The 19465-nt window shown below is 65.9% G+C and carries 21 protein-coding genes; 17 read left to right on the top strand and 4 right to left on the bottom strand.

What is annotated here, in order from left to right; genetic code table 11:
* The first annotated feature begins 394 nt into the window (after positions 1 to 394).
* The 6 genes from HTS88_RS19315 to HTS88_RS19290 all read left to right on the top strand — a co-directional run bounded on the left by HTS88_RS19315 (position 395) and on the right by HTS88_RS19290 (position 5844).
* Positions 395 to 2083 carry a Mu transposase C-terminal domain-containing protein gene (locus HTS88_RS19315; protein WP_174181289.1) on the top strand — a complete coding sequence of 563 codons (1689 nt, stop codon included), beginning with the start codon at positions 395 to 397 and terminating at the stop codon, positions 2081 to 2083.
* A gap of 2 nt (positions 2084 to 2085) precedes the next feature.
* Positions 2086 to 2994: a TniB family NTP-binding protein gene (locus HTS88_RS19310; RefSeq protein WP_174181287.1), complete on the top strand. Its 909-nt coding sequence runs from the start codon at positions 2086 to 2088 to the stop codon at positions 2992 to 2994.
* On the top strand, positions 2991 to 4178 hold the full coding sequence (locus tag HTS88_RS19305; protein WP_343045024.1) for a TniQ family protein: 1188 nt from the start codon (positions 2991 to 2993) through the stop codon (positions 4176 to 4178). The genes HTS88_RS19310 and HTS88_RS19305 overlap by 4 nt, the downstream gene beginning before the upstream one ends.
* A gap of 117 nt (positions 4179 to 4295) precedes the next feature.
* Entirely contained in the window at positions 4296 to 4910 is a 615-nt protein-coding gene (locus HTS88_RS19300; protein ID WP_141160637.1) for a recombinase family protein, read from the top strand.
* Between the two features lie 116 nt (positions 4911 to 5026).
* Positions 5027 to 5278 carry an SHOCT domain-containing protein gene (locus HTS88_RS19295; RefSeq protein ID WP_141160636.1) on the top strand — a complete coding sequence of 84 codons (252 nt, stop codon included), beginning with the start codon at positions 5027 to 5029 and terminating at the stop codon, positions 5276 to 5278.
* A complete protein-coding gene (locus HTS88_RS19290) occupies positions 5275 to 5844 on the top strand; it encodes a sulfocyanin-like copper-binding protein (RefSeq protein ID WP_141160635.1) in 570 nt (189 codons plus the stop codon). Before HTS88_RS19295 ends, HTS88_RS19290 begins: the two co-directional genes overlap by 4 nt.
* A 30-nt stretch (positions 5845 to 5874) precedes the next feature.
* On the opposite strand, the gene HTS88_RS19285 is transcribed toward HTS88_RS19290, so the two are convergent.
* The 3 genes from HTS88_RS19285 to HTS88_RS19275 all read right to left on the bottom strand — a co-directional run bounded on the left by HTS88_RS19285 (position 5875) and on the right by HTS88_RS19275 (position 8119).
* Positions 5875 to 6696 carry a F510_1955 family glycosylhydrolase gene (locus HTS88_RS19285; RefSeq protein ID WP_246256484.1) on the bottom strand — a complete coding sequence of 274 codons (822 nt, stop codon included), beginning with the start codon at positions 6694 to 6696 and terminating at the stop codon, positions 5875 to 5877.
* A gap of 170 nt (positions 6697 to 6866) precedes the next feature.
* Complete coding sequence (locus HTS88_RS19280; RefSeq protein WP_141160633.1) at positions 6867 to 7505, bottom strand: DUF305 domain-containing protein; 639 nt, start codon at positions 7503 to 7505, stop codon at positions 6867 to 6869.
* Positions 7506 to 7648: 143 nt separating this feature from the next.
* Positions 7649 to 8119, bottom strand: a complete 471-nt coding sequence (locus HTS88_RS19275) for a DUF6153 family protein (protein ID WP_246256481.1) — start codon at positions 8117 to 8119, stop codon at positions 7649 to 7651.
* Between the two features lie 209 nt (positions 8120 to 8328).
* Between HTS88_RS19275 and HTS88_RS19270 the strand changes: the two genes are divergently transcribed.
* Together HTS88_RS19270 and HTS88_RS19265 are read left to right on the top strand one after the other, a co-directional pair.
* The gene (locus HTS88_RS19270) at positions 8329 to 8781 is read left to right on the top strand and encodes a universal stress protein (protein WP_174181283.1); all 453 of its coding nucleotides are present in this window, start codon (positions 8329 to 8331) and stop codon (positions 8779 to 8781) included.
* A gap of 49 nt (positions 8782 to 8830) precedes the next feature.
* Entirely contained in the window at positions 8831 to 9256 is a 426-nt protein-coding gene (locus HTS88_RS19265) for a hypothetical protein (protein ID WP_217432746.1), read from the top strand.
* Between the two features lie 27 nt (positions 9257 to 9283).
* On the opposite strand, the gene HTS88_RS19260 is transcribed toward HTS88_RS19265, so the two are convergent.
* Entirely contained in the window at positions 9284 to 9628 is a 345-nt protein-coding gene (locus HTS88_RS19260; protein WP_174181281.1) for a heavy-metal-associated domain-containing protein, read from the bottom strand.
* A gap of 221 nt (positions 9629 to 9849) precedes the next feature.
* Here HTS88_RS19260 and HTS88_RS19255 point away from each other — a divergent pair, with 221 nt between their 5' ends.
* The 9 genes from HTS88_RS19255 to HTS88_RS19215 all read left to right on the top strand — a co-directional run bounded on the left by HTS88_RS19255 (position 9850) and on the right by HTS88_RS19215 (position 19240).
* A complete protein-coding gene (locus tag HTS88_RS19255) occupies positions 9850 to 10128 on the top strand; it encodes a DUF2933 domain-containing protein (protein WP_217432745.1) in 279 nt (92 codons plus the stop codon).
* Positions 10118 to 10792 carry a methyltransferase family protein gene (locus tag HTS88_RS19250; protein WP_141160630.1) on the top strand — a complete coding sequence of 225 codons (675 nt, stop codon included), beginning with the start codon at positions 10118 to 10120 and terminating at the stop codon, positions 10790 to 10792. Before HTS88_RS19255 ends, HTS88_RS19250 begins: the two co-directional genes overlap by 11 nt.
* Positions 10793 to 10829: 37 nt before the next feature.
* Positions 10830 to 11936 (top strand): ABC transporter permease, encoded by a 1107-nt coding sequence (locus HTS88_RS19245; protein WP_174181279.1) that lies wholly within the window; start codon positions 10830 to 10832, stop codon positions 11934 to 11936.
* On the top strand, positions 11933 to 12661 hold the full coding sequence (locus HTS88_RS19240) for an ABC transporter ATP-binding protein (protein ID WP_210411242.1): 729 nt from the start codon (positions 11933 to 11935) through the stop codon (positions 12659 to 12661). The genes HTS88_RS19245 and HTS88_RS19240 overlap by 4 nt, the downstream gene beginning before the upstream one ends.
* Positions 12658 to 13335, top strand: coding sequence for an LOG family protein (locus HTS88_RS19235; RefSeq protein ID WP_174181277.1), 678 nt, complete (start codon positions 12658 to 12660; stop codon positions 13333 to 13335). Before HTS88_RS19240 ends, HTS88_RS19235 begins: the two co-directional genes overlap by 4 nt.
* Before the next feature lie 13 nt (positions 13336 to 13348).
* Complete coding sequence (locus HTS88_RS19230) at positions 13349 to 14278, top strand: DMT family transporter (RefSeq protein ID WP_174181275.1); 930 nt, start codon at positions 13349 to 13351, stop codon at positions 14276 to 14278.
* A gap of 206 nt (positions 14279 to 14484) precedes the next feature.
* Positions 14485 to 17079, top strand: a complete 2595-nt coding sequence (locus HTS88_RS19225; protein ID WP_217432744.1) for a heavy metal translocating P-type ATPase — start codon at positions 14485 to 14487, stop codon at positions 17077 to 17079.
* Between the two features lie 11 nt (positions 17080 to 17090).
* On the top strand, positions 17091 to 18452 hold the full coding sequence (locus HTS88_RS19220) for a phenylacetate--CoA ligase family protein (RefSeq protein WP_174181273.1): 1362 nt from the start codon (positions 17091 to 17093) through the stop codon (positions 18450 to 18452).
* Between the two features lie 203 nt (positions 18453 to 18655).
* A complete protein-coding gene (locus HTS88_RS19215; RefSeq protein WP_425515575.1) occupies positions 18656 to 19240 on the top strand; it encodes a recombinase family protein in 585 nt (194 codons plus the stop codon).
* Positions 19241 to 19465 lie beyond the last annotated feature (225 nt).

The following is a 19465-nucleotide window of genomic DNA, read 5'->3' as shown; positions in this document are numbered from 1 at the left end:
GCAACACCCTGGAACACCGCCCGCGGATTCCGCTCATGCGATTCCAGAGCGCGAGCAGCATGTTGATCTCACGGAAACGCAACCTCCACCTGAGTGACGCCTCGCCACAAGTCCTATACATGCCAAGAAAGTCGTCTGCGGTCCCAACCAGGCGAGGGGACAGCCCCGGTGGGGAGTCCCCTTGCTGGCTGCGCCATGCGACAAATAGCGCCGTGAAAAAGCCGTCATTTAGCGCCGAGAGTCACAAATATGTCATTTTCCGTACTCGCGTGCACGGCGAGCAGCCCGTTTTCGCGGTTGTGCAGGCGGGTGTTGAGCACTGGTTTTTCCGTACTCCTCTGCACTAGGGTCGGTTTTGCTTACTACTCCTCTGCACGCCGAGGGAGGTGTCGGAGTGGATGCGGAATCGGCGCCCATTCGTGAGCCGGGCACGTTGACGATGCGGGATGATCTCTGGGCTCGGACGAAGTCGGTTTCGGTGGTGATCGGCCCCTTGGCCGCGCGCACGGTTGTTGGTAGGGCAGCGGTTGATGCTGCCGCCGCGGCCTTGGGCGTATCGCGGCGCCAGGTGTACGTGCTCCTCAGACGCTATCGCGACGGTTCTGGTTTGCTGACAGATTTGGCTCCTGGCCGTTCCTCCGGAGGGAAGGGAACTGCCCGGCTGTCAGATGAGGTCGAGGACCTGGTCCGGGTGATGGTGCGGAAGCAGTTCCTGACTCGGCAGAAACGGACGTTGGCGTCGGTGTATCGGGATATTGCTGCGGCCTGCCGCGCACGGCAGCTTCCTGTCCCGGCCAGAAACACGGTGGAACGGCGCATCCGGGCGTTGAATCCAGTTGAGGTAGGCCGGCGCAGGGGAGGGCCCGATGCGGTGCGGTCGCTACAGTCCGCCGGGGACGAGGTGCCTGCGGTCGGCACGATTCTGGAGCGGGTGCAGATCGACCACACCGTCATCGATGTAATCGTCGTGGACAAGCGGGAGCGGCGACCGATTGGTCGGCCGTATCTAACTGTCGCGATCGATGTTTACAGTCGGTGCATCATCGGCATGGTTGTGACCCTGGAGGCGCCCTCGGCAGTGTCGGTTGGGCTGTGCCTGGCGCATGCCGGGACTGACAAAAGACCATGGCTTGAAGGTCTGGGTGTTGAGGCGGGGTGGCCGATGAGCGGGAAGCCGAGACTGCTTTACCTGGATAATGCCAGCGAATTCAAGAGCGAAGCGCTCCGACGAGGATGCGACCAGCACGGTATCGAGCTGGCCTACCGTCCGCTGGGCCGGCCTCATTATGGCGGAATCGTGGAACGCGTGATCGGCACCGCGATGAAGCAAATCCACGAACTTCCCGGGACCACCTTTTCCAACCCCGGCGAACGGGGGCGTTATGACTCCGACCGGGAAGCGGCGTTGACCCTGCGCGAGCTGGAGAAATGGATGGCCCTTGCCGTCACCAACTACCACGGCACCACTCACGGCACGCTGGGGCAGACGCCGGCTGGTCGGTGGGCTGAAGGGGTGGCGGCGACGGGGCTGCCGCCGGTTGCCACTAACCCGACAGTGTTCCTGGTCGATTTCCTTCCCGTCGTGCGGCGTACCCTGACGAGGGCGGGCTTCGTCATCGATCATGTCCACTACTTCTCCAATGCGCTGAAACCGTGGATCAGCCGGCGCGAAAGGCTTGGGCCGTTCCTTATCCGCCGGGACCCCAGGGACATCAGCAGAATCTGGGTACTGGAACCAGAGGGGGCTCACTACGTCGAGGTCCCTTACCGGACCATGGCGAATCCGTCCGTGAGCCTGTGGGAGCACCGGCACGCCCTGGCGCGACTACACGAGCGCGGGGTAGCCCAAGTGGACGAAGCGGCGTTGTTCCGCACGATCGCGCAAATGCGGGAGATCGCAAGTACTGCCTCGAAGACCACCAAGCGCATGCGCCGTGACGCCGAGCGCCGCAACGTAGCGACGACGGCGCATTCGAAGACACCATCCCCATTGCTCCCGCCGGAAGCCCCTGCTCAGCAGGAACCGGACATGGTGGCGGATGCGGCCCGGGTACCGCGATTCGATCAGATCGAGCAGTGGTGACCATGCCTGAGTACGAGGCACCGGAGTTGTCCCACCTGCACCCGAGTGTGCGGGCCGCGGCACGGTTACCTGCGAACGAGCGGGTTGAATTGATCCGGGCCGACCGGTGGATCGGTTACCCGCGCGCGGTGGAAGCGGTGGCCCGCCTTGAGTCCCTGTTGTCGTGGCCGGACAAACAGCGCATGCCGAACCTGTTGCTGATCGGGCCGACGAACAACGGCAAGTCGATGATCGTGGAAAAGTTCCGCCGGGGACACCCGCCCGTGGCCGAGCCGGAGCGGGAACTCATTCCGGTGTTGTGCGTGCAGATGCCGTCGGAGCCTTCCGTGCTGCGCTTCTACATCGCGCTCCTGGCCGCGCTTGGGGCACCGCTTCAACCACGGCGGCGCCTGGCGGACGTGGAGCAGATCTCGCTGAAACTGCTGCGCTTAACGGGAGTGCGCATGCTCGTCATCGACGAGCTGCACAATATCCTCGCCGGGCAAGGCAACAGCCGCCGGGAGTTCCTCAATCTTCTACGGTTCCTGGGCAACGAGCTGCGTATCCCTATCGTCGGCGTCGGGACGCGGGAAGCATATCTTGCGGTTCGGTCCGATGATCAGCTGGAGAACCGGTTTGAACCCATCGTCCTTCCCCTGTGGAACACCGGTGCGGACACTCTGTCGTTGTTGGCCAGTTTCGCGGCCGCCCTACCCCTGCAGCGCCCCTCGGACATCGCTACCGCCGATATGGCGCAGTACTTACTCGCCCGAAGTGAGGGAACCATTGGCGAACTCGCCCGGCTCCTGACGACCGCGGCGATCGCCGCTGTGGAAAGCGGTGAAGAGCGTATCAATCGCCGCACTTTGGTCATGGCCGACTATGCAGGACCCACAGAACGGCGCCGTTTGTTTGAACGCGAACTGATGTGAGACCGCCGGAGCGCTGGCCCCTTCATCCGGCACCTGCAGCAACGGAATCTTTGTCCTCTTGGCTGCGGCGGACGGCGACCAGCTACGGGATGTACTCCCACCAGCTGCTCGAACACGCACTCGGTCACCGGGAACTTAGCGACGCTGAGCTGGATCTGAACCCGCCACGTTACCTCCTCGACGAGCTCGCCAAACGTACGGGCCTCGACCAGCACCGCGTACAGGCCATGACCATGGCCGGCTGGGTGCCATGGCTCTTCGACTCCCTCACCCCTGCACCCGATACCTACGAAACCTATGTGCACCAGTTCTCGGTACTCCTGCCACCGGCGCGGCGCCAAATCTACACACCGCGGAAGTGGCTGCCATGGCTCGCGGAAACCCGGGTGCTGCGGGGGTGCCGCGAATGCCTGGAGTCCGGCCCGACGATACTGCTCTTCTGGCAATTGCCGCTCATGGCCAGCTGCCCGGTACACCGACACCGGCTTGAGACCTATGAAGGACACCCTGCGGACTACATCAAGTGGACAACCTCCGTCGAGGACCAGCGGGAACTCCCGGAGTCATTGACCCTGATGGACCGGCGCACCTGGCAGGCAATAACGACAGGATCCGTCGACCTGCCCCGGCGCTCGGTTCACGCCGGAGTCTGGTTCCGGCTGCTGCGGACCCTCCTGGACGAACTCAGCGCGCCCCAGGGACGATACGGCCAGCAACTGGAGGAGGTGCGCCGGGTCTGGGACCACTGCGGCCACCCGTTCCGGGCCGGCCTGCACTCATGGCAACCGTTCGAGACCCTCCACTGGACCAGGCAGCAGCAACTGCTCGAAGCCGCTGCCGCCGCGATGGAAATGGTCGAGGCCGGCTCCCTGACCGCCCTGGGTACCTCCGCGTACCTTTTGCGTTCCGAACCGAAGGCACCGATCAGCAGTGGGACCCCGCCCGGATCACCGACAGCTCGCGCGGGCACGCAGAAGCAGCCGACACTGGACGAGCTCTGGAATCAGGTGACGGCTACCCGGGATGCGTGCATCGCAGCAGCCAAAACGGATCCAGTGGTCGCGAAGCACCTCTTCGACTTCGCACGCTACGGGTGCCGCAGTCAGGAATCCGTCCGCGGTCTTCGGGACACCTTCGCCGAGCTTGGGATACCCCTTGACTTCCTGTCACAAACAGAAGGATGACAGCCCTTTGACTGACGTAGAATAAGTAACGGGTTAAGTGACATATTCTGATTTCGAACCAGATTGACAACTTGGTGTCACTTAAACGAACGTATAAATGACTTGGGGGAGTGGGCCATGTTGGTTGGGTACATGCGGGTCTCCAAGGCGGATGGCTCCCAGACCACCGACCTGCAGCGCGACGCGCTTCTGGCCGCTGGCATCGACACCGGCTCGCTCTATGAAGACATGGCGTCCGGCAAGAAAGACAACCGACCCCAGCTCGCGGCATGCATCAAAGCCTTACGGCACGGGGACACCCTGGTTGTGTGGAAGCTTGACCGGCTCGGGCGGGATCTGCGCCACTTGGTCAACATCGTCCACGACCTGACCGAACGCGGCATCGGGTTGAAAGTCCTGACCGGGCAGGGAGCGGCCATCGACACCACGACGGCGTCAGGCAAGCTTGTTTTCGGAATCTTCGCTGCCCTGGCCGAATTCGAACGCGAGCTCATCTCCGAACGCACCATCGCTGGCCTCGCTTCTGCCCGGGCCCGCGGCCGCAGCGGTGGCCGCCCCTACAAGATGACTCCCGCGAAGCTGAGGCTCGCCATGGCGTCCATGGGGAAACCCGGCACCAAAGTCAGCGAGCTCTGCGACGAACTCGGCATCACCCGTCAGACCCTTTACCGCCACGTCTCACCCACCGGAGAGTTGCGCCCGGATGGCCACAAGCTTCTCCACGCCAAGTGACATGCGGACTCCGGCCGGTGGCCAAGGATTCGGTGACTAACGGCTCTGTTGCGCAGGGCGCCGACCGCGCAAGGCTGTAAGCAACTGCGGCAGCGATTGAAGGGGCGGGTCCGGGGATGATGTACGGATGGTACGGCGACTGGGGTGTGGGCGGTTGGATTTTCATGGCCCTGATGATGCTGCTGTTCTGGGGCGGTGTGGTGACGGTCGTGATTCTTCTGGTCCGCGGCGGACGCCAGGGGCACGGGGGATACTACAGGTCTGCTCACGATGAGGCTGAGCGGATCCTGAACGAACGTTTCGCGCGGGGGGAAATCGACGCGAACGAGCTGAATGAACGCCGGGCTGCCCTCCGACGCAAGCCGTGAAGACACTCTCCCGCAGCACGCAGACCCTGATCGGGGTTATCGCGACCGTACTGCTGGCCGCGTTGTCCATGACGGGGATCGCACTGCTCGGCGCTGGCCCGAATCCGGGCGGAGCAGGGAATCCCGGCACCACCCGCTGTGCGGCGCCGAGCTTCGCCGGAACGGTCGTGAACATCACCACCACCGATAGGGCCGGGCGCATGATGGGCGGCCCCGGGATGATGCGCGGCGGCATGCGCCTGACCGCGGACCGGGCCACCGTGGTCCACGGCAAAGTGTCCTTCCTGGTCACCAACGCCGGCACTATTCCCCATGAAATGCTGGTCGTCCCCCTGGCAGGCACCCAGACCCCAGGAACCCGCCCGGTGGGCCGGGACGGAAGAGTCGACGAGGACGGCAGCCTGGGCGAAGCGTCCACTACCTGCGCCGACGGCCAAGGCGAGGGGGTCCTGCCGTCCACGAGCGGATGGGTCACGCTTGACCTGCCACCCGGGCGGTATGAACTCTTCTGCAACCTCCCGGGGCATTACTGGGCGGGGATGCACACCGAGCTCACCGTCACCTGAACCGGTGACGACCCGCCGGGCCAGCAGGGGTCAGGCTGCGTCGGCCGGGCGGAAGGTCGCCCCTCCGTCGGTGGATGTGACCAGACCGTCGGTAGTGGCGGCCCAGATCCAAGGCTTTTTTTCTGCTCCTTTCACTGCGGTGATCGCCTGGACCCTGCCCTGGATGCGGCCCGCGCGGGTCCAGGTAGTTCCGGCGTCGGCTGACTGATGGACCGTGCCGTCTGGCTCGACACCGATGACGTCAGTGCCGCTGGCGAAGGCTGCGAACTGGAGGATCGGTGCGGTGGTGACCCGTTGCCAGGTTTTGCCGCCATCGGTCGAACGTTGGAGCCCTTCCCGGGCCGTGGCCAGAACGGTGTCCGTTTCCGGCGTGCCGGCCAGGACGGCGGGAACGAAGCCGGTTGCAACGTCGGACCAGGTCATGCCGTCGGGACTGATCCGCAGCGTCCCGTCATACGCGATGATCCCGGACCGGGAAGTGGTCAGGGCGTGGAAGTCTGATTCGCCCTGGCGGGAGAGCTGTTCCCAGGTTTTGCCGCCGTCCACGGACTTGATCAGGCCGAGCGGGTTGGGTAGATCGGAGCCGGGGCCAGGGTGTCCGGAGGCATAGAACACCCCGTGGTCCGCGGCCGCGGTGAATCCCATGAGGTCGTTGGTGCCGCCAATTTTGGTTGCGGGAGACTGGGTGACGTCGAACAGGCCTTCGTGGGTGGCGAGCAGCACCTGGTCGGTTTCACGGTCCACGCTCAGGCCGTGAACGTGGGAGCTGGGGACCTCGGCGGCGGCAGTGGACGGGCCGGTACCGGAAGTCCCGGAGGTTGTTCCCGGGGCGCAGGCGGACAGCGTGAGCATCAGCGCGGCTGTTGCGGCGGCGGCCGCTGAACGGGGGCGGTTTAAGCGGTGGCGGGTTAATGGGCGCAGGGGCATGGGGACTCCAAGAAACGAGAGGGGGCCAGGTGGCGTGGTGCGGCCGGTGGCGCCGGCCCCCGGGGAGGGGCCGGCGCCACCGGCCGTGTGCTGGTTTAGAGGGTGGCCAGCAAGTTCTTCATTTCCTGGATTTCGGCTTCCTGCGCGGTCACGATGTTCTTGCTGAGCTTGATCGCGTCGGCGTTTTGGCCCTGGGCGGTTTCGGTTTTGGCCATCATGATGGCGCCTTCGTGGTGGGCGATCATCTGGGTCAGGAAGAGCTTGGCCGCTTCGGTGCCCTGGGCGGCGTCGAGCTTCTTGAGGTCATCGTCGCCCATCATGCCGTCCATGCTATGGCCGGCGCCCATGGTGGCGGATTCGTTCCAGCTTTTCAGCCAGCCCGTCATGGTGTCGATTTCCGGGGCCTGGGCCGCCTTGATCCTGGTCGCGAGGTCGGTGACCGCTGCGGGAATGTCCTTTTTCTGCAGCATCATCTCGCTCATTTCGACGGCCTGTTCGTGGTGCGGGATCATTCCCTGGGCGAACATGGTGTCGGCCGCGTTGTGATCGGCCGAGGCGGCCGGTGAGCTGCTGGACATCATCCCCGAACTGCCGTGATCCATACCCGGCATCGAGTTGCCGGCTGCGGCGGAGCTGGAGGGGGCGGTGGATCCGGTGCCGGTGGAGCAGCCGGCCAGGGCGAGTGCTGCGGCGACGGCGGTGGTGGAAAGGGCAAGGAATTTCTTGTTCATCATGTTTTTCGGGTCCTTCAAGACATCAGCGGGCGCGTTGGCGCCATGGTGGGTGAATGTGCATCGGTGATGCGCCGGGCACGGCTCGAACGGGCCGGCACCCGGGCTGCTAAGCGCTGGTCAGGTCACAGCGCAGGGCCGGTGTTTTACGTCCGGCTGATGCAGAGCTCACCCGGCGAAGGACTCCCGGGACGATAGGACCAGGCCGCACCGGTATCGGTCAGGGCCCCCGTGATGGAGCTCCTGGCGATCACCCAGGTCCCAGGCAGCGGTGCGGCCAGGGAACCGGACTTCGCCGACGGGGTGCAGGCAGCAGTCATGGCGTGCATGCTGGTGCAGTTGCCCGAGTCCGAGCACTGCACAGCATCCAGAGCTGACCCGCCCTGAGCCTCCGGCATGTCCGGGGTGGAGACGGCCGGAAGGTGTTCGGTATGACCGGCGCCGGAGGATTCGTGCTGGGCGCTGCCCGCCGCTGCCGCCATAGCGGACGAATGCAGCGCGTGACTGGTCGTCAGGACGTGCATGCCGAAAATCCCGGCAATGAGCGCCAGAACGGCACCCAGGAGACCCGCGCGGCGAAGGAACGTCATTGCGGTGCGATGTTCAGGTGCAGTCATGAGGTTCCTCCTTCCTTCCGTGCGGGCTTTTGTCCAAGATTACCGGGCCTGTGGCAGGCACCTCCCGGTACAACGAACCTGCACCGGATTCGGTTTCAACCACGGGGCCGGACCCATAGACCGGGAACTAAGGCCCTTGCGGCGAAAAACAGGCGCGGAACACACTGAGGGACAACAGCAGTGAACGACCACGCGGAGGGCTGCATGTCATGGGCGGCGATGAAGAATTCAGGATTGTTGCCGGGGTGGACGGCTCCGCCCCGGCGCGCCTGGCACTGGAATGGGCTGTTGCGGAAGCGCGGCTGCGCCACGGCCGGGTCCGCGCCGTGACCGCCTGGCAGTTCCCGCCGGTCACCGTCGGGATGGAGGGGCTGATCCGGAACCCGGATGTCTTCCCGGAGGCCGCCCGCCGCCTCCAGAACGAGACGCTGCAGCGCGTGGACAGCGAAGGGGTCACGGTGACCGGTGACGTCGTCCAGGGCCACCCCGCCGACGTGCTGCTCCGGGCGGCCGAGGACGCCGACCTCCTGGTCGTGGGCTCCCGCGGCCTGGGCGGATTCACCGGAATGCTGCTGGGTTCGGTGTCCACGCAGATCCTTCATCACGCTCCCTGCCCGGTCCTGGTGGTCCGGACCCGGACCCGCGCCGACGGTGGGGAATGATCGACCGCCCGGGCCCCACGGGCCACCGGAACGGCGAAAGTACCTGGCCGTGACCGGTGAGCACGCCCACCTGCATCCACCCGCCGGTCCCCGCAGCGGGACGGTTCCGGGACGTTCGTTCCGGAACAAGCTTCAGAGCCTGTGGCACACGGTCGTCGGCGCGGTCGGCCTGGTCATGGGGCTCCTCCCGCACGTCCTGCACCACATCGGGCTGCTGGCAGGAACCGCGGTCGTGGCAGGATCCGGCGGCACGGCACTGTTCGGAGCGCTCGGGCTGCTGGCGTCCGCACCCATGCTGATCCGCCTTTACCGGCGGTTCGGCAGCTGGGTCGCCCCGGCCGTGGGTTTGCTGGTCTTCGCAGCCATGTTCTCCCTGTCCGCGTTCGTCATCGGCCCGGCCATCAGCGGCGCCGGAGGGGACACGACACCTTCCCCGGCGCCCACTGCTGACCACACCGATCACCCGGGCCACTAATCAGGGCCCGGGGGATCCGGTGCGGGGCTAGTTCGCGCCGACCAGGACGTAGCCGGAGGAGCTGACCGCCGCAGCCAGCGCCTCCCGGTCCGCGGTGCCGGTGACGGTCAGCCGCGACGTGCCGCCGGGCACCAGGTCCACCGATGCAGACTCGACTCCGGCTACCCCGGAGACGGCCTGCTCAACGGTCCGGACACAATGCCCGCAGGTCAGCCCCTCCACGGCGTACTGGGCATTGGAACCCTGGGCTGCCGGCCGCTGATCGGCGGCAGCGGCCGGGTGCGTGTCCGCGGCCGGGGAGCAACAGCTGCAGCCCTGCTGGGCCGTGGAGGCCAGGGGCAGTTGGGTCCGTGATTCAGATGTTCCGCACATGTCAGTTTTCCTTCAAGCAGGGATAGGAAAGGGGATGTTGCGGTTGAACGGATGTGACGGCCTGGGCCTGGACAAACCACGTCACTGGCAACACCACAAATATACCCCCTAGGGGTATGTTTGGCAAGGGTTTGCGGCTCATTCGCAGGTACCGGGTAGCGGGCCGGGACGGGGACGTTAGGCACTACCGGGCCGGGTCAACGGGCACAACACTTGGGGGCATGAGCATGCAACATCTTCCCGCTCCGGGGCGTATCCGGCCCGGGCCCTGGACGCAGGGACTGCTTACGGTCCTGATCGCGGTGGCCGCCGTGTACCTGGTTACGAACCATTGGCTCCATATCCTGGACGCGTTGCCGTACCTGTGGGTGGTGCTGATGTTGTCCATGCATTTGTTCATGCATGGCGGGCACGGCGGACATGGCGGGCACGGCAGCTCCACGCATCAGGGGCACGGCGGGCAGGAAGCCCCCGGCGGGGGTGGCGGCCATGTCCACTGACTACGGGTATGACCTGTGGGGGCTGGTGATCATCAATTCGGCGGTGTTCATCATCTTCGCGTTCAGTTTCGTCCGGCCCCGGACCAGGCTGGACTGGCGCGCCCTGGGCGGTTTCTCCGCGTTCATCGTGGCGCTGTTCACGGAGATGTACGGTTTTCCGCTGACCATCTATCTGCTGTCGGGCTGGCTGGGGAACCGGATCCCGGGCGGTGACCTGCTGAACCACAACACCGGCCATTTGTGGCAAGACCTGACCGGCTGGCAGGGCGATCCGCACCTAAGTCCGCTGCATCTGCTCAGCAACGTGCTGATCGCAGCCGGATTCTTCCTGCTCTACCGGTCCTGGCAGGTCCTCTTCGCGGCCCAACGGGACCACCGCCTCGCGGTCACGGGCCCTTACGGCCGGGTGCGGCATCCGCAGTACGTAGGGTTTTTGACGATCATGGCCGGATTCCTGCTGCAGTGGCCCACCCTGCTGACCCTGGTGATGTTCCCGGTCCTGGTCATCGTGTACCTGCGCCTGGCCCGGAAGGAAGAACGGATGATGGAGGCCGAGTTCGGTGAAGAGTACGCCGCATACCGGCGCCAGGTCCCCGGCTTCGTCCCCCGGATAGGACGGCGGACCGCCGGCACTGGAGGGCGGACACCGCAGGAGGGGCTGTAATGCCCGGGCGGGCCCAGGCACCCCGGGAAGTGGCGCGATGCTCTTCCTGGCAATAAAAAACCTGGTCCAGGAAAAGACCCGGCTGCTGATCAGCGTCGGCGGGGTCGCCTTCAGCGTGCTGCTGATCCTGAGCATCCAGGGCCTGTACCAGGGCTGGAGCAACAAGATCGGCGAATACATCCGCACCGTCCCGGCCGATTACTGGATCACCCAGACCGGTGCGACGGACATGTTCCACACCCCGTCCGTGCTGCCCCTGACCGTCCGGGACTTCCTCGCCGGGGTGGATGGGGTCGGCAGCGCCAAACCGTTCAGCGGCCGGCGGGTCGCGTTCGCGCACAACGGCAAGGACATCAACCTCTACGTCATCGCCGACGACACGGAGAACAACGTCGGCGCCCCGGCCCGGGTGGTGGAGGGCAAGTCCGTCCCCGGCAAGGGCGAAATCATCATCGACCGGGTCGTCGGGCGCAGCCAGGACATCCGGATCGGGGACACCATCCCGGTCGCCGGCAGGGAACTGAAGGTCGCCGGCTATTCCGAGGGCGGCTACATCCTCAGCTTCTCCTTCGCGTTCGCGACCAAAGAGGACGCCGAAAGCATCCTCCAGCTGCCTGGCGCCACCAATTTCTTCCTCGTCACCGTGAAGAACGGGGCGGACCCGGCCGCGGTGGTGTCCCGGATCGAAGCGGACCCGGCGGTCGATGCGATCAGCAAGGACCGGTTCGTGGAGAACAACACGAACATCGTCCGTGACACGTTCCTGCCGATCATCCTGGTCCTGTTGCTGATCGGGATCGCCGTGGGCATGACGGTGATCGGACTGACCATTTTCACCTCAACCATTGAAAAGGCACGCGAGTACGGGGTCCTGAAGGCCATCGGGGTGAGCAACCGCCAGCTCTACACCGTCGTAATCGAACAGGCCGTCACCGCCGCCGTGCTCGGGTATGTCGTCGGCGCGGCCCTGGCCCTGGCCGTCAGCGCGGCCGCGGGAAGCTATGTCCCGGAGTTCATCACGGAAATCCGGTGGCTGGACGCCGCCTGGATCCTCGGCGTCACCCTGGTCATGGCCGTGGCGGCCTCGCTGCTGCCGGTCCGCCGGCTGTCCCGCATCGACCCGGCGGAGGTGTTCCGGGCATGAACGTGGTCACCGTCCAGGACGTATCGAAGACCTTCGGCTCCGGCCACACCGCCGTGACCGCCGTGGACCACGTATCCCTGAGCGTCGAGGCCGGGGACATCGTGCTCGTCATGGGTCCCTCCGGGTCCGGGAAGACAACCCTGCTGTCCATGATCGGCACCCTCATGTCTCCCACGGGCGGCCGGATCCTCATCTCCGGCCAGGACATCTCCACCCTCTCCCCGGCACAACTGTCCCGGCTGCGGCTGCAGGAGTTCGGGTTCGTCTTCCAGACCTTCAACCTGCTCTCGGCCCTCACCGCCGAGGAAAACGTCATGATGCCACTGCTCACCGCGGGGGTGCCCCGGAAAGAGGCGCGGACCAAGGCCCGGGCCGCGCTGGAACAGCTCCAGCTCGGGCACCGGCTGCGGAACCTGCCCCGGGACCTCTCCGGCGGTGAGAAGCAACGGGTGGCCATCGCCCGGTCCCTGGCGAATGATCCCCGGCTGATCCTCGCCGACGAACCCACCGCCAACCTGGACGCGAAAACAGGCCAGGACGTCACCCTGCTCCTGTGCGGGACGGCCTGCCGGGAAAACCGGGCCGTCATCATCGTCAGCCACGACCAGCGGCTGCGGACCGCCGCCAAACGCGTCATCACCATCGACGACGGCCGTCTGAGCACCGAAGAAGCCGGGGAACACAACCTGCATTGCAGCATGCACCCGGAAGCGGCGCCGGCATGAAGATGACCGACCAGGAACTGCTCGCAGCCCTCGCGGACCCGGCCGAGGACCCGGCCCGGCTGGAACGGATCAGCACCGAAATCAAGACCGGATTCGGTCTGCTCTCACCCGGGCTCGGCAAAACGGTCGCCGTCTTCGGCTCCGCCCGGCCCGGACCCTCGGATCCCCGCTACGCCGTGGCCCGTGCCCTGGGCGCAGGGTGCGCGAAGGCCGGGCTCGCGGTCATCACCGGCGGCGGACCGGGCCTGATGGAAGCGGCCAACCGCGGCGCCATGGAAGCCGGCGGCACTTCCGTCGGGCTCGGCATTGAACTTCCCCGCGAACAATCGCTGAACCCCTACCTTGACGTGTCCATGACCTTCCGGTACTTCTTTGCCCGCAAGCTCATGTTCATCCGCTACGCCTCCGCTTTCGTGGTCCTTCCCGGCGGATTCGGCACACTGGATGAACTCTTTGAGGCCCTGACCCTCGTCCAGACCGGAAAAATCCACGAATTCCCCGTCGTCCTGATCGGCACCGAACACTGGGCCGGGCTCACGGACTGGATCCGGGACCGGCTCCAGGACCAGGGGTTCATCACCCCCGAAGACATCCGCCTGCTGCGGTGCACCGACGACATCGACGAGGCCGTCGAACTGATCCAGCAGTGCCACCTGCGCCAGCTCGTCCGGTGAACCCGGAGGCGCGATGAACCCGGAGGGCACGGACCAGGCCAGAGGCGCGCCCCGCCCGGCCATCATGCTCGGCATCACCGCAGCCTGGGGCCTGTGCTTCCTGGCGATCCGGCTCGGGCTCCAGGACGCCCCGGTCCTGTGGTTCGCCGCCCTCCGGGCGCTGATCGCCGCGGCAGCCCTGCTCCTGCTGTGTCTGGTTCAGGGCCGGGCACTGCCCCGGGGACTCCGGACCTGGGCACTGATCACCCTGATGGGGCTGACGAATGTTACGGTCGCATTCGCCGCGATGTTTGCCGGGACCGCAGGGATGGCCATCGGCGCCGCGGCAGTGCTGGCCAACGCCCAGCCCCTGCTGATCATCGTGCCCGCATGGTGGCTCTACGGCGAATCAATATCGGCACGCACGGTGGCCGGGATCGGCCTCGGCTTCGCCGGGCTGCTCGTCGTGGGCCTGGCCAGCGGCGGCGGCTCGGGAGTATGGCTGTCGCTGCTCGCCGCCGCAGCCGTGACGGCCGGAACCCTCACCGCCCGCAGCCTCGCCGGCACAGACCTGGTTGCCGCCAGCGCCTGGCACTTCCTGATCGGCGGTGCCCTGCTCGCCGGAACAGCCGCCGCCCGGGAACCGGTCCAGGCAATCCACTGGACCCCGCAGTTCCTCACCGTTCTGCTCTTCCTCTCCCTGGCCGGGACGGCGGCCGCGTTCCTGGCCTGGTTCACCGAAGCGGCCCGCTCCCGCCTGGACCTCCTGACCGCCTGGACCCTGCTCGTGCCCGTCATCGGCACGGCCGCATCCCTGCTCCTGCCCGGGGAAAGACCCCCACCGCTGGCAGTGGCCGGCATCGTCCTGGTCCTCGGGTCACTCTGGCTCGTGCTCCGCCGGCCCACCGCCACCGGCCCACCGCCGCCGCGCGGGACCAAAGCCTCTGACCCCTCGCGCCGGTAACGGGCGATAGTGAACGTCAAGGGCAGCCGGCACGCGCCCGCGCACAGCAGGAACGAACCTTGACTAATACCCCTAGGGGGTATATGTTCGGCCTAACCGGAAAACGACGTCCCGGGCGAAAGCCCCACGCAGTGAAGGTCCGACAGCGGGTGAACCCACCCCGGCTGTCCTCCACGGATCCCTGATGAGCTAAGGACGACGACACCATGTCTGCTGACTCGAAGCCCGGCACCAACGCCCCGGCCACGCCTTTGCAACGCACTGTTGTGGAAGTCCGCGGCCTGCACTGGGCCACATCCAAAGCCGTCATCGAACGGGTCCTCTCGCAGCGGCCCGGAGTCGCAGGGGTTGAGGCGAACCCCGTTGCCCAAACCGCGACCGTGAGCTTTGACCCCTCCGTGACCTCGCTGGAGCAGATCTCCGGGTGGGTCCGGGACTGCGGCTATCACTGCCGCGGCGAGTCCGTCCCCGACCACGTCTGCTACCCGATGGAAGAACACCACACCGCCGGGATGAAGCACGCCACGCCCACGACAAAGAGCGCTGCCCACCCGCACACCGGTCACGCCCATCCCGGTCCAGGACCGGCCGGTCCACCACACACGATGGAGCACGATCACCACACCGGCCATATCCCTGCACCGGCGGAACCGGGCACGGAGCACGCCCACCCGGCGGCGGACGCCCACGCAGGGCACGGCGCGGGGATGCAGGGTGGGATGGCCCGGACCCCGCAGGACATGATGGGGCACGGAGGCCACCACGGCGGGATGTCGATGGATGACATGGTCAAGGACATGCGCAACCGTTTCCTGGTCGCAGCGGTCCTGTCGATCGGTGTTGTCCTCTGGTCCCCGATGGGCCGGGACATGCTCGGCTTCACCGCCCCGACACCGTTCGGGCTCCGCGATGACGTCATGGCCCTGATCCTGTCCCTGCCGGTCATCTTCTACTCGGCCTGGATCTTCTTCGACGGCGCCTACCGGGCACTGAAGGCCCGCACACTGGACATGATGGTCCTGGTCGCGATCGCCGTGGGCACCGGCTGGCTCTACAGCGTGTGGGTCACCCTCACCGGGGGCGGCGAGGTGTTCTATGAAGCCGCGACCGTCCTGGCCTCATTCGTGCTGCTGGGCCACTGGTTCGAGATGCGGGCCCGCGGCGGGGCGAACGAGGCCATCCGCACCCTGCTCGAGCTCGCCCCGCCGGTCGCGGTCGTGATCCGCGACGGCGAGACAGTCGAGATCCCCACCTCTGACGTCCAGGCCGGGGACCTGCTGCTGGTCCGGCCGGGATCGAAAATCCCCGTCGACGGGAAAGTCGAGGAGGGCCAGTCAGAGGTCGACGAATCCATGGTCACGGGCGAGAGCCTGCCGGTAACCAAGACCATCGGATCGGACGTGATCGGCGCATCCATCAACACCACCGGAACGATGCGGGTCCGGGCCACCAAGGTCGGGGCCGACACCGCCCTGGCCCAGATCGTCGCCCTCGTCCAGGAAGCCCAGAACTCCAAAGCCCCCGGCCAGCGGCTGGCCGACCGGGCCGCGTTCTGGCTCGTCCTGGTCGCCCTGATCGGCGGGACCGTGACCTTCGCGGCCTGGCTCGCCCTCGGCGCCGGGCTCCAAGCGGCCATGCTGTTCGCCATCACCGTCGTCGTCATCACCTGCCCCGACGCGCTCGGCCTGGCCACACCAACGGCCATCATGGTCGGCACCGGGCTCGGCGCCAAACGAGGCGTCCTGTTCAAGAACGCCACTGCCCTGGAAGTCTCCGCCCGGATCGACACCGTCGTGATGGACAAAACAGGCACCCTGACCAAAGGCGAACCTGAAGTCACCGACGTCGTCGTCGAAGGCATTGACCAAAGCACCCTGCTGGCACTGGTCGCCGCCGTGGAAAAGGAATCCGAACACCCCCTGGCCGCCGCAGTGGTCCGCCATGCCCAGGCGCAAGGCGTACCCGAGCTTGCGGCGACCGAGTTCCTGAATGTTCCCGGCCACGGCGCCGGAGCGACCGTGGACGGACACCGGGTCATGGTCGGGAACCGCAAACTCATGGCCGATGAAGGCATCGACCTCGGACCCCTGGCGCAGGTGCGCGAGGAACTCGCCGGCACCGGACGGACCGCCGTGCTCGTCGCCGTGGACGGCCGGCCCGCTGCGGTGATCGCGATGGCAGATGCCGCGAGGGAGACTGCCGCCGCGGCGGTAGCTGCCCTGCACGAGGCCGGAATTGAAGTCGTCATGCTCACCGGCGACAACGAAGCCACCGGCCGCAGGATCGCCGGCCAGCTCGGCATCGACACCGTTATCGCCGAAGTGCTCCCCGGCGATAAATCAGCGAAAATCGCCGAACTTCAACAGGCCGGGAAGAAAGTCGCCATGGTCGGTGACGGCGTGAACGACGCGCCGGCCCTGGCTCAGGCCGACCTCGGCATCGCGATAGGCGCCGGCACCGACGTGGCCATCGAAACCGCCGACGTCGTCCTCATGCGCTCGGACCCGCTCGATGTGCCCATCGCGCTGCGGATCGGCAAAGGCACCCTGCGCAAAATGCGCCAGAACCTGGGCTGGGCCGTCGGCTACAACGCGATAGCGCTGCCCATCGCGGCAGGAGTCTTCGCCTTCGCCGGGATCGCCCTCAGCCCCGAAATCGCGGCCCTGTCGATGTCCGGATCCAGCTTCCTCGTCGCCGTTAACGCCCTCCTGCTCAAACGGCTCCGGCTGCCCCGCCCGGAAACACCCGAAGCCACCACCACCCGTCAAACCCGGCCGCTGGCCCCGGCGGGCACCCGATAGGCAACCCGCCCATGGACCCAAGCCTCATCGCCCAGGTACTGTTCCTGCGCGCCGCGTGGCGACAAAGGGACCACTGGGACGCCGCCCACATCACAGCCCACCAGGAACACGCCCTCCAGGAGCTCCGCCGGGCGGCCTACGCCGGCTCCGAGTTCTACCGGCACCACCACGCAGGCCTCCACAACGCCCCGCTGGACCAGCTGCCGCCCGTCACAAAAGCTGACCTGATGGAGCACTTCGACGATGCCCTCACCACACCGGACCTCAGTCTCGCTGACCTCGAAAACCATCTACAGGCCCTCACCCAGGCCGGAGGGGATCCCGGTCTGCCCTGGCAGGGCAAATGGTGGGCCGCGGCAACAGCCGGCACCACCGGCCGGCGCGGAACCTTCGTCTGGAACCGCACCGAATGGGCGACCGTCCTGGCCTCCTACGCCCGGGCCAACGACTGGGCCGGGATCTCCGCCGGCATCACCAGGCCCCTGAAGATGGCGCTTGTCAGCTCCCGCATCCCCACACACCAGTCCGCAGTCGTTGGAGCATCCCTGCGCTCCAGAATCGTCCCCGCCATCCGTCTGGACGTCACCGCCCCCATGGAAGAGACGGTCGCTGCGCTGAACGGGTTCCAACCCAGGATCCTGGTCGGCTACGCCTCAGCACTCAAACCCCTCGCCGCCGAACAGCGTGCCGGACGCCTGCGCATCGCTCCGGAAGGCGTCATGTCCGCATCCGAGGTCCTCAGCCCCCATGCAGCTGCCGAACTGGAAGCCGCCTGGGGGAGCAAACCCTTCGATGTCTACGCCGCCACCGAAACGGCAGGGATCGCGTCCCCCTGCACCTACCGGAACCGCCACGTCTACGAAGACCTGCTCATCATCGAGCCCATAGACACGGCAGGAAACCCCGTCCCAAACGGAACAACCGGCGCGAAACTCCTCGTCACAGTCCTGTTTTCCCGGACCGTCCCACTCATTCGCTACGAAATGTCCGACACCATCAAACTCGGCGGGCGCGAGTGCCCATGCGGCCGATCCTTCACTGTGCTCCAAGACATCGAAGGCCGCCTCGAAGACGTCCTCCACCTCCCAGGAGAACAAGGCGTCATCCACATCCACCCAATCGTCTTCCACCACATCCTCGACGAGGCCGGATACAACGGATGGCAGGTCATCCAGGAACCCACCAAACTCCGTGTGCTCCTTGCCGGCCTCGCCCCGGGAGCCTCCACAGAAAACGTCCGCACCGCAGTAACAGCAGCGCTCAAGAAAGCCGGCGCAGCAGCCACGGACGTAGAAGTGCACATCACCGAACACCTCGAACGAACTACCCTCGGCAAGGCACCCTTCGTACGAGCCCTACCCGAACCGCAATAACGAGAGCGCGACCGCCCGGGGATTCCATCGAAGTCTCAGGACGGCACGAGTGCACGGCACTTCTGACATTCGGTGCAGACGACTTCTGAAAATGACATCGGCGCACGGTTGAAAACTCCTTCTAGGGTTGGTCAAATCTGGTTTCCGAAATGAAAACCGGTCAAAACGTTTGATGGAGGGTTTTTGAGGTGCTTGAGAATGCGATTGGCTACGCGCGGGTCAGCACACGAGGACAATCTTTGGATTCCCAGGTTGACGCACTTGTAGGGGCCGGCGCCGTGCGTGTCTTTCAGGAGTACGCCTCCGGGGCCACCCAAGCCAGGGCTCGGTGGAAGGAGTGTTTGGACTACCTGCAGCCCGGGAATGTGCTTTTGGTCGCCGATCTGACCAGACTGGGCCGGAGCACCGCTGATCTGGCTGACATTGTGACCGTGCTGGGCCAGCGGGGGATAGGGTTCCGTTCCCTGGCTGAGCCGTGGCTGGATACGACGAGCGCCCACGGCAAACTGATCTTCGATATGTTTGCCTCCCTCGCGGAGTACGAGCGGTCCAGGCTCTCTGAGAGAACAAAGGCAGGTCTGGCCGCTGCGAAGGCGCGCGGCCGTCTCGGTGGCCGGCCGAGGGCGATCACGGCAGGGAAGCTTGAAACTGCTCTGCAGCTTCGCAGCGAAGGGAAGACTTTGAAGGAAACGGCCGAGCGCATCAGTGTGAGTGTTTCATCGCTGACGCGGGCTCTTAGTGCAACCTCAGCCGCAGGTAGTGCCAAGTCCGCATCGCGGGCGGCATAACGTAACGTCGTGGTGTTCGGACCGCTTTGGGGTCAGTCCTTCATAGGGATGGAGTTCCTGGAATAGACCCTACGGCCGTCGCCAATCTCGACCCAGGGTTTCATCTGGTGGAATGGTATGCCCTTGGAATGACGTGCCTTTTTCAAGTCATCTACGGGGACGAGAAGCCTGATAGGCACGCCACTTGGCTCAGCTACCGCAGGTAATGACGAAGCCCAAACGGGT

Source organism: Pseudarthrobacter oxydans (genome assembly GCF_013314975.1).
Classification (GTDB): Bacteria; Actinomycetota; Actinomycetes; order Actinomycetales; family Micrococcaceae; genus Arthrobacter; species Arthrobacter oxydans.
The sequence above is the reverse complement of the archived record's forward strand: the minus strand, read 5'-3'. Positions and strand labels throughout refer to the sequence as shown.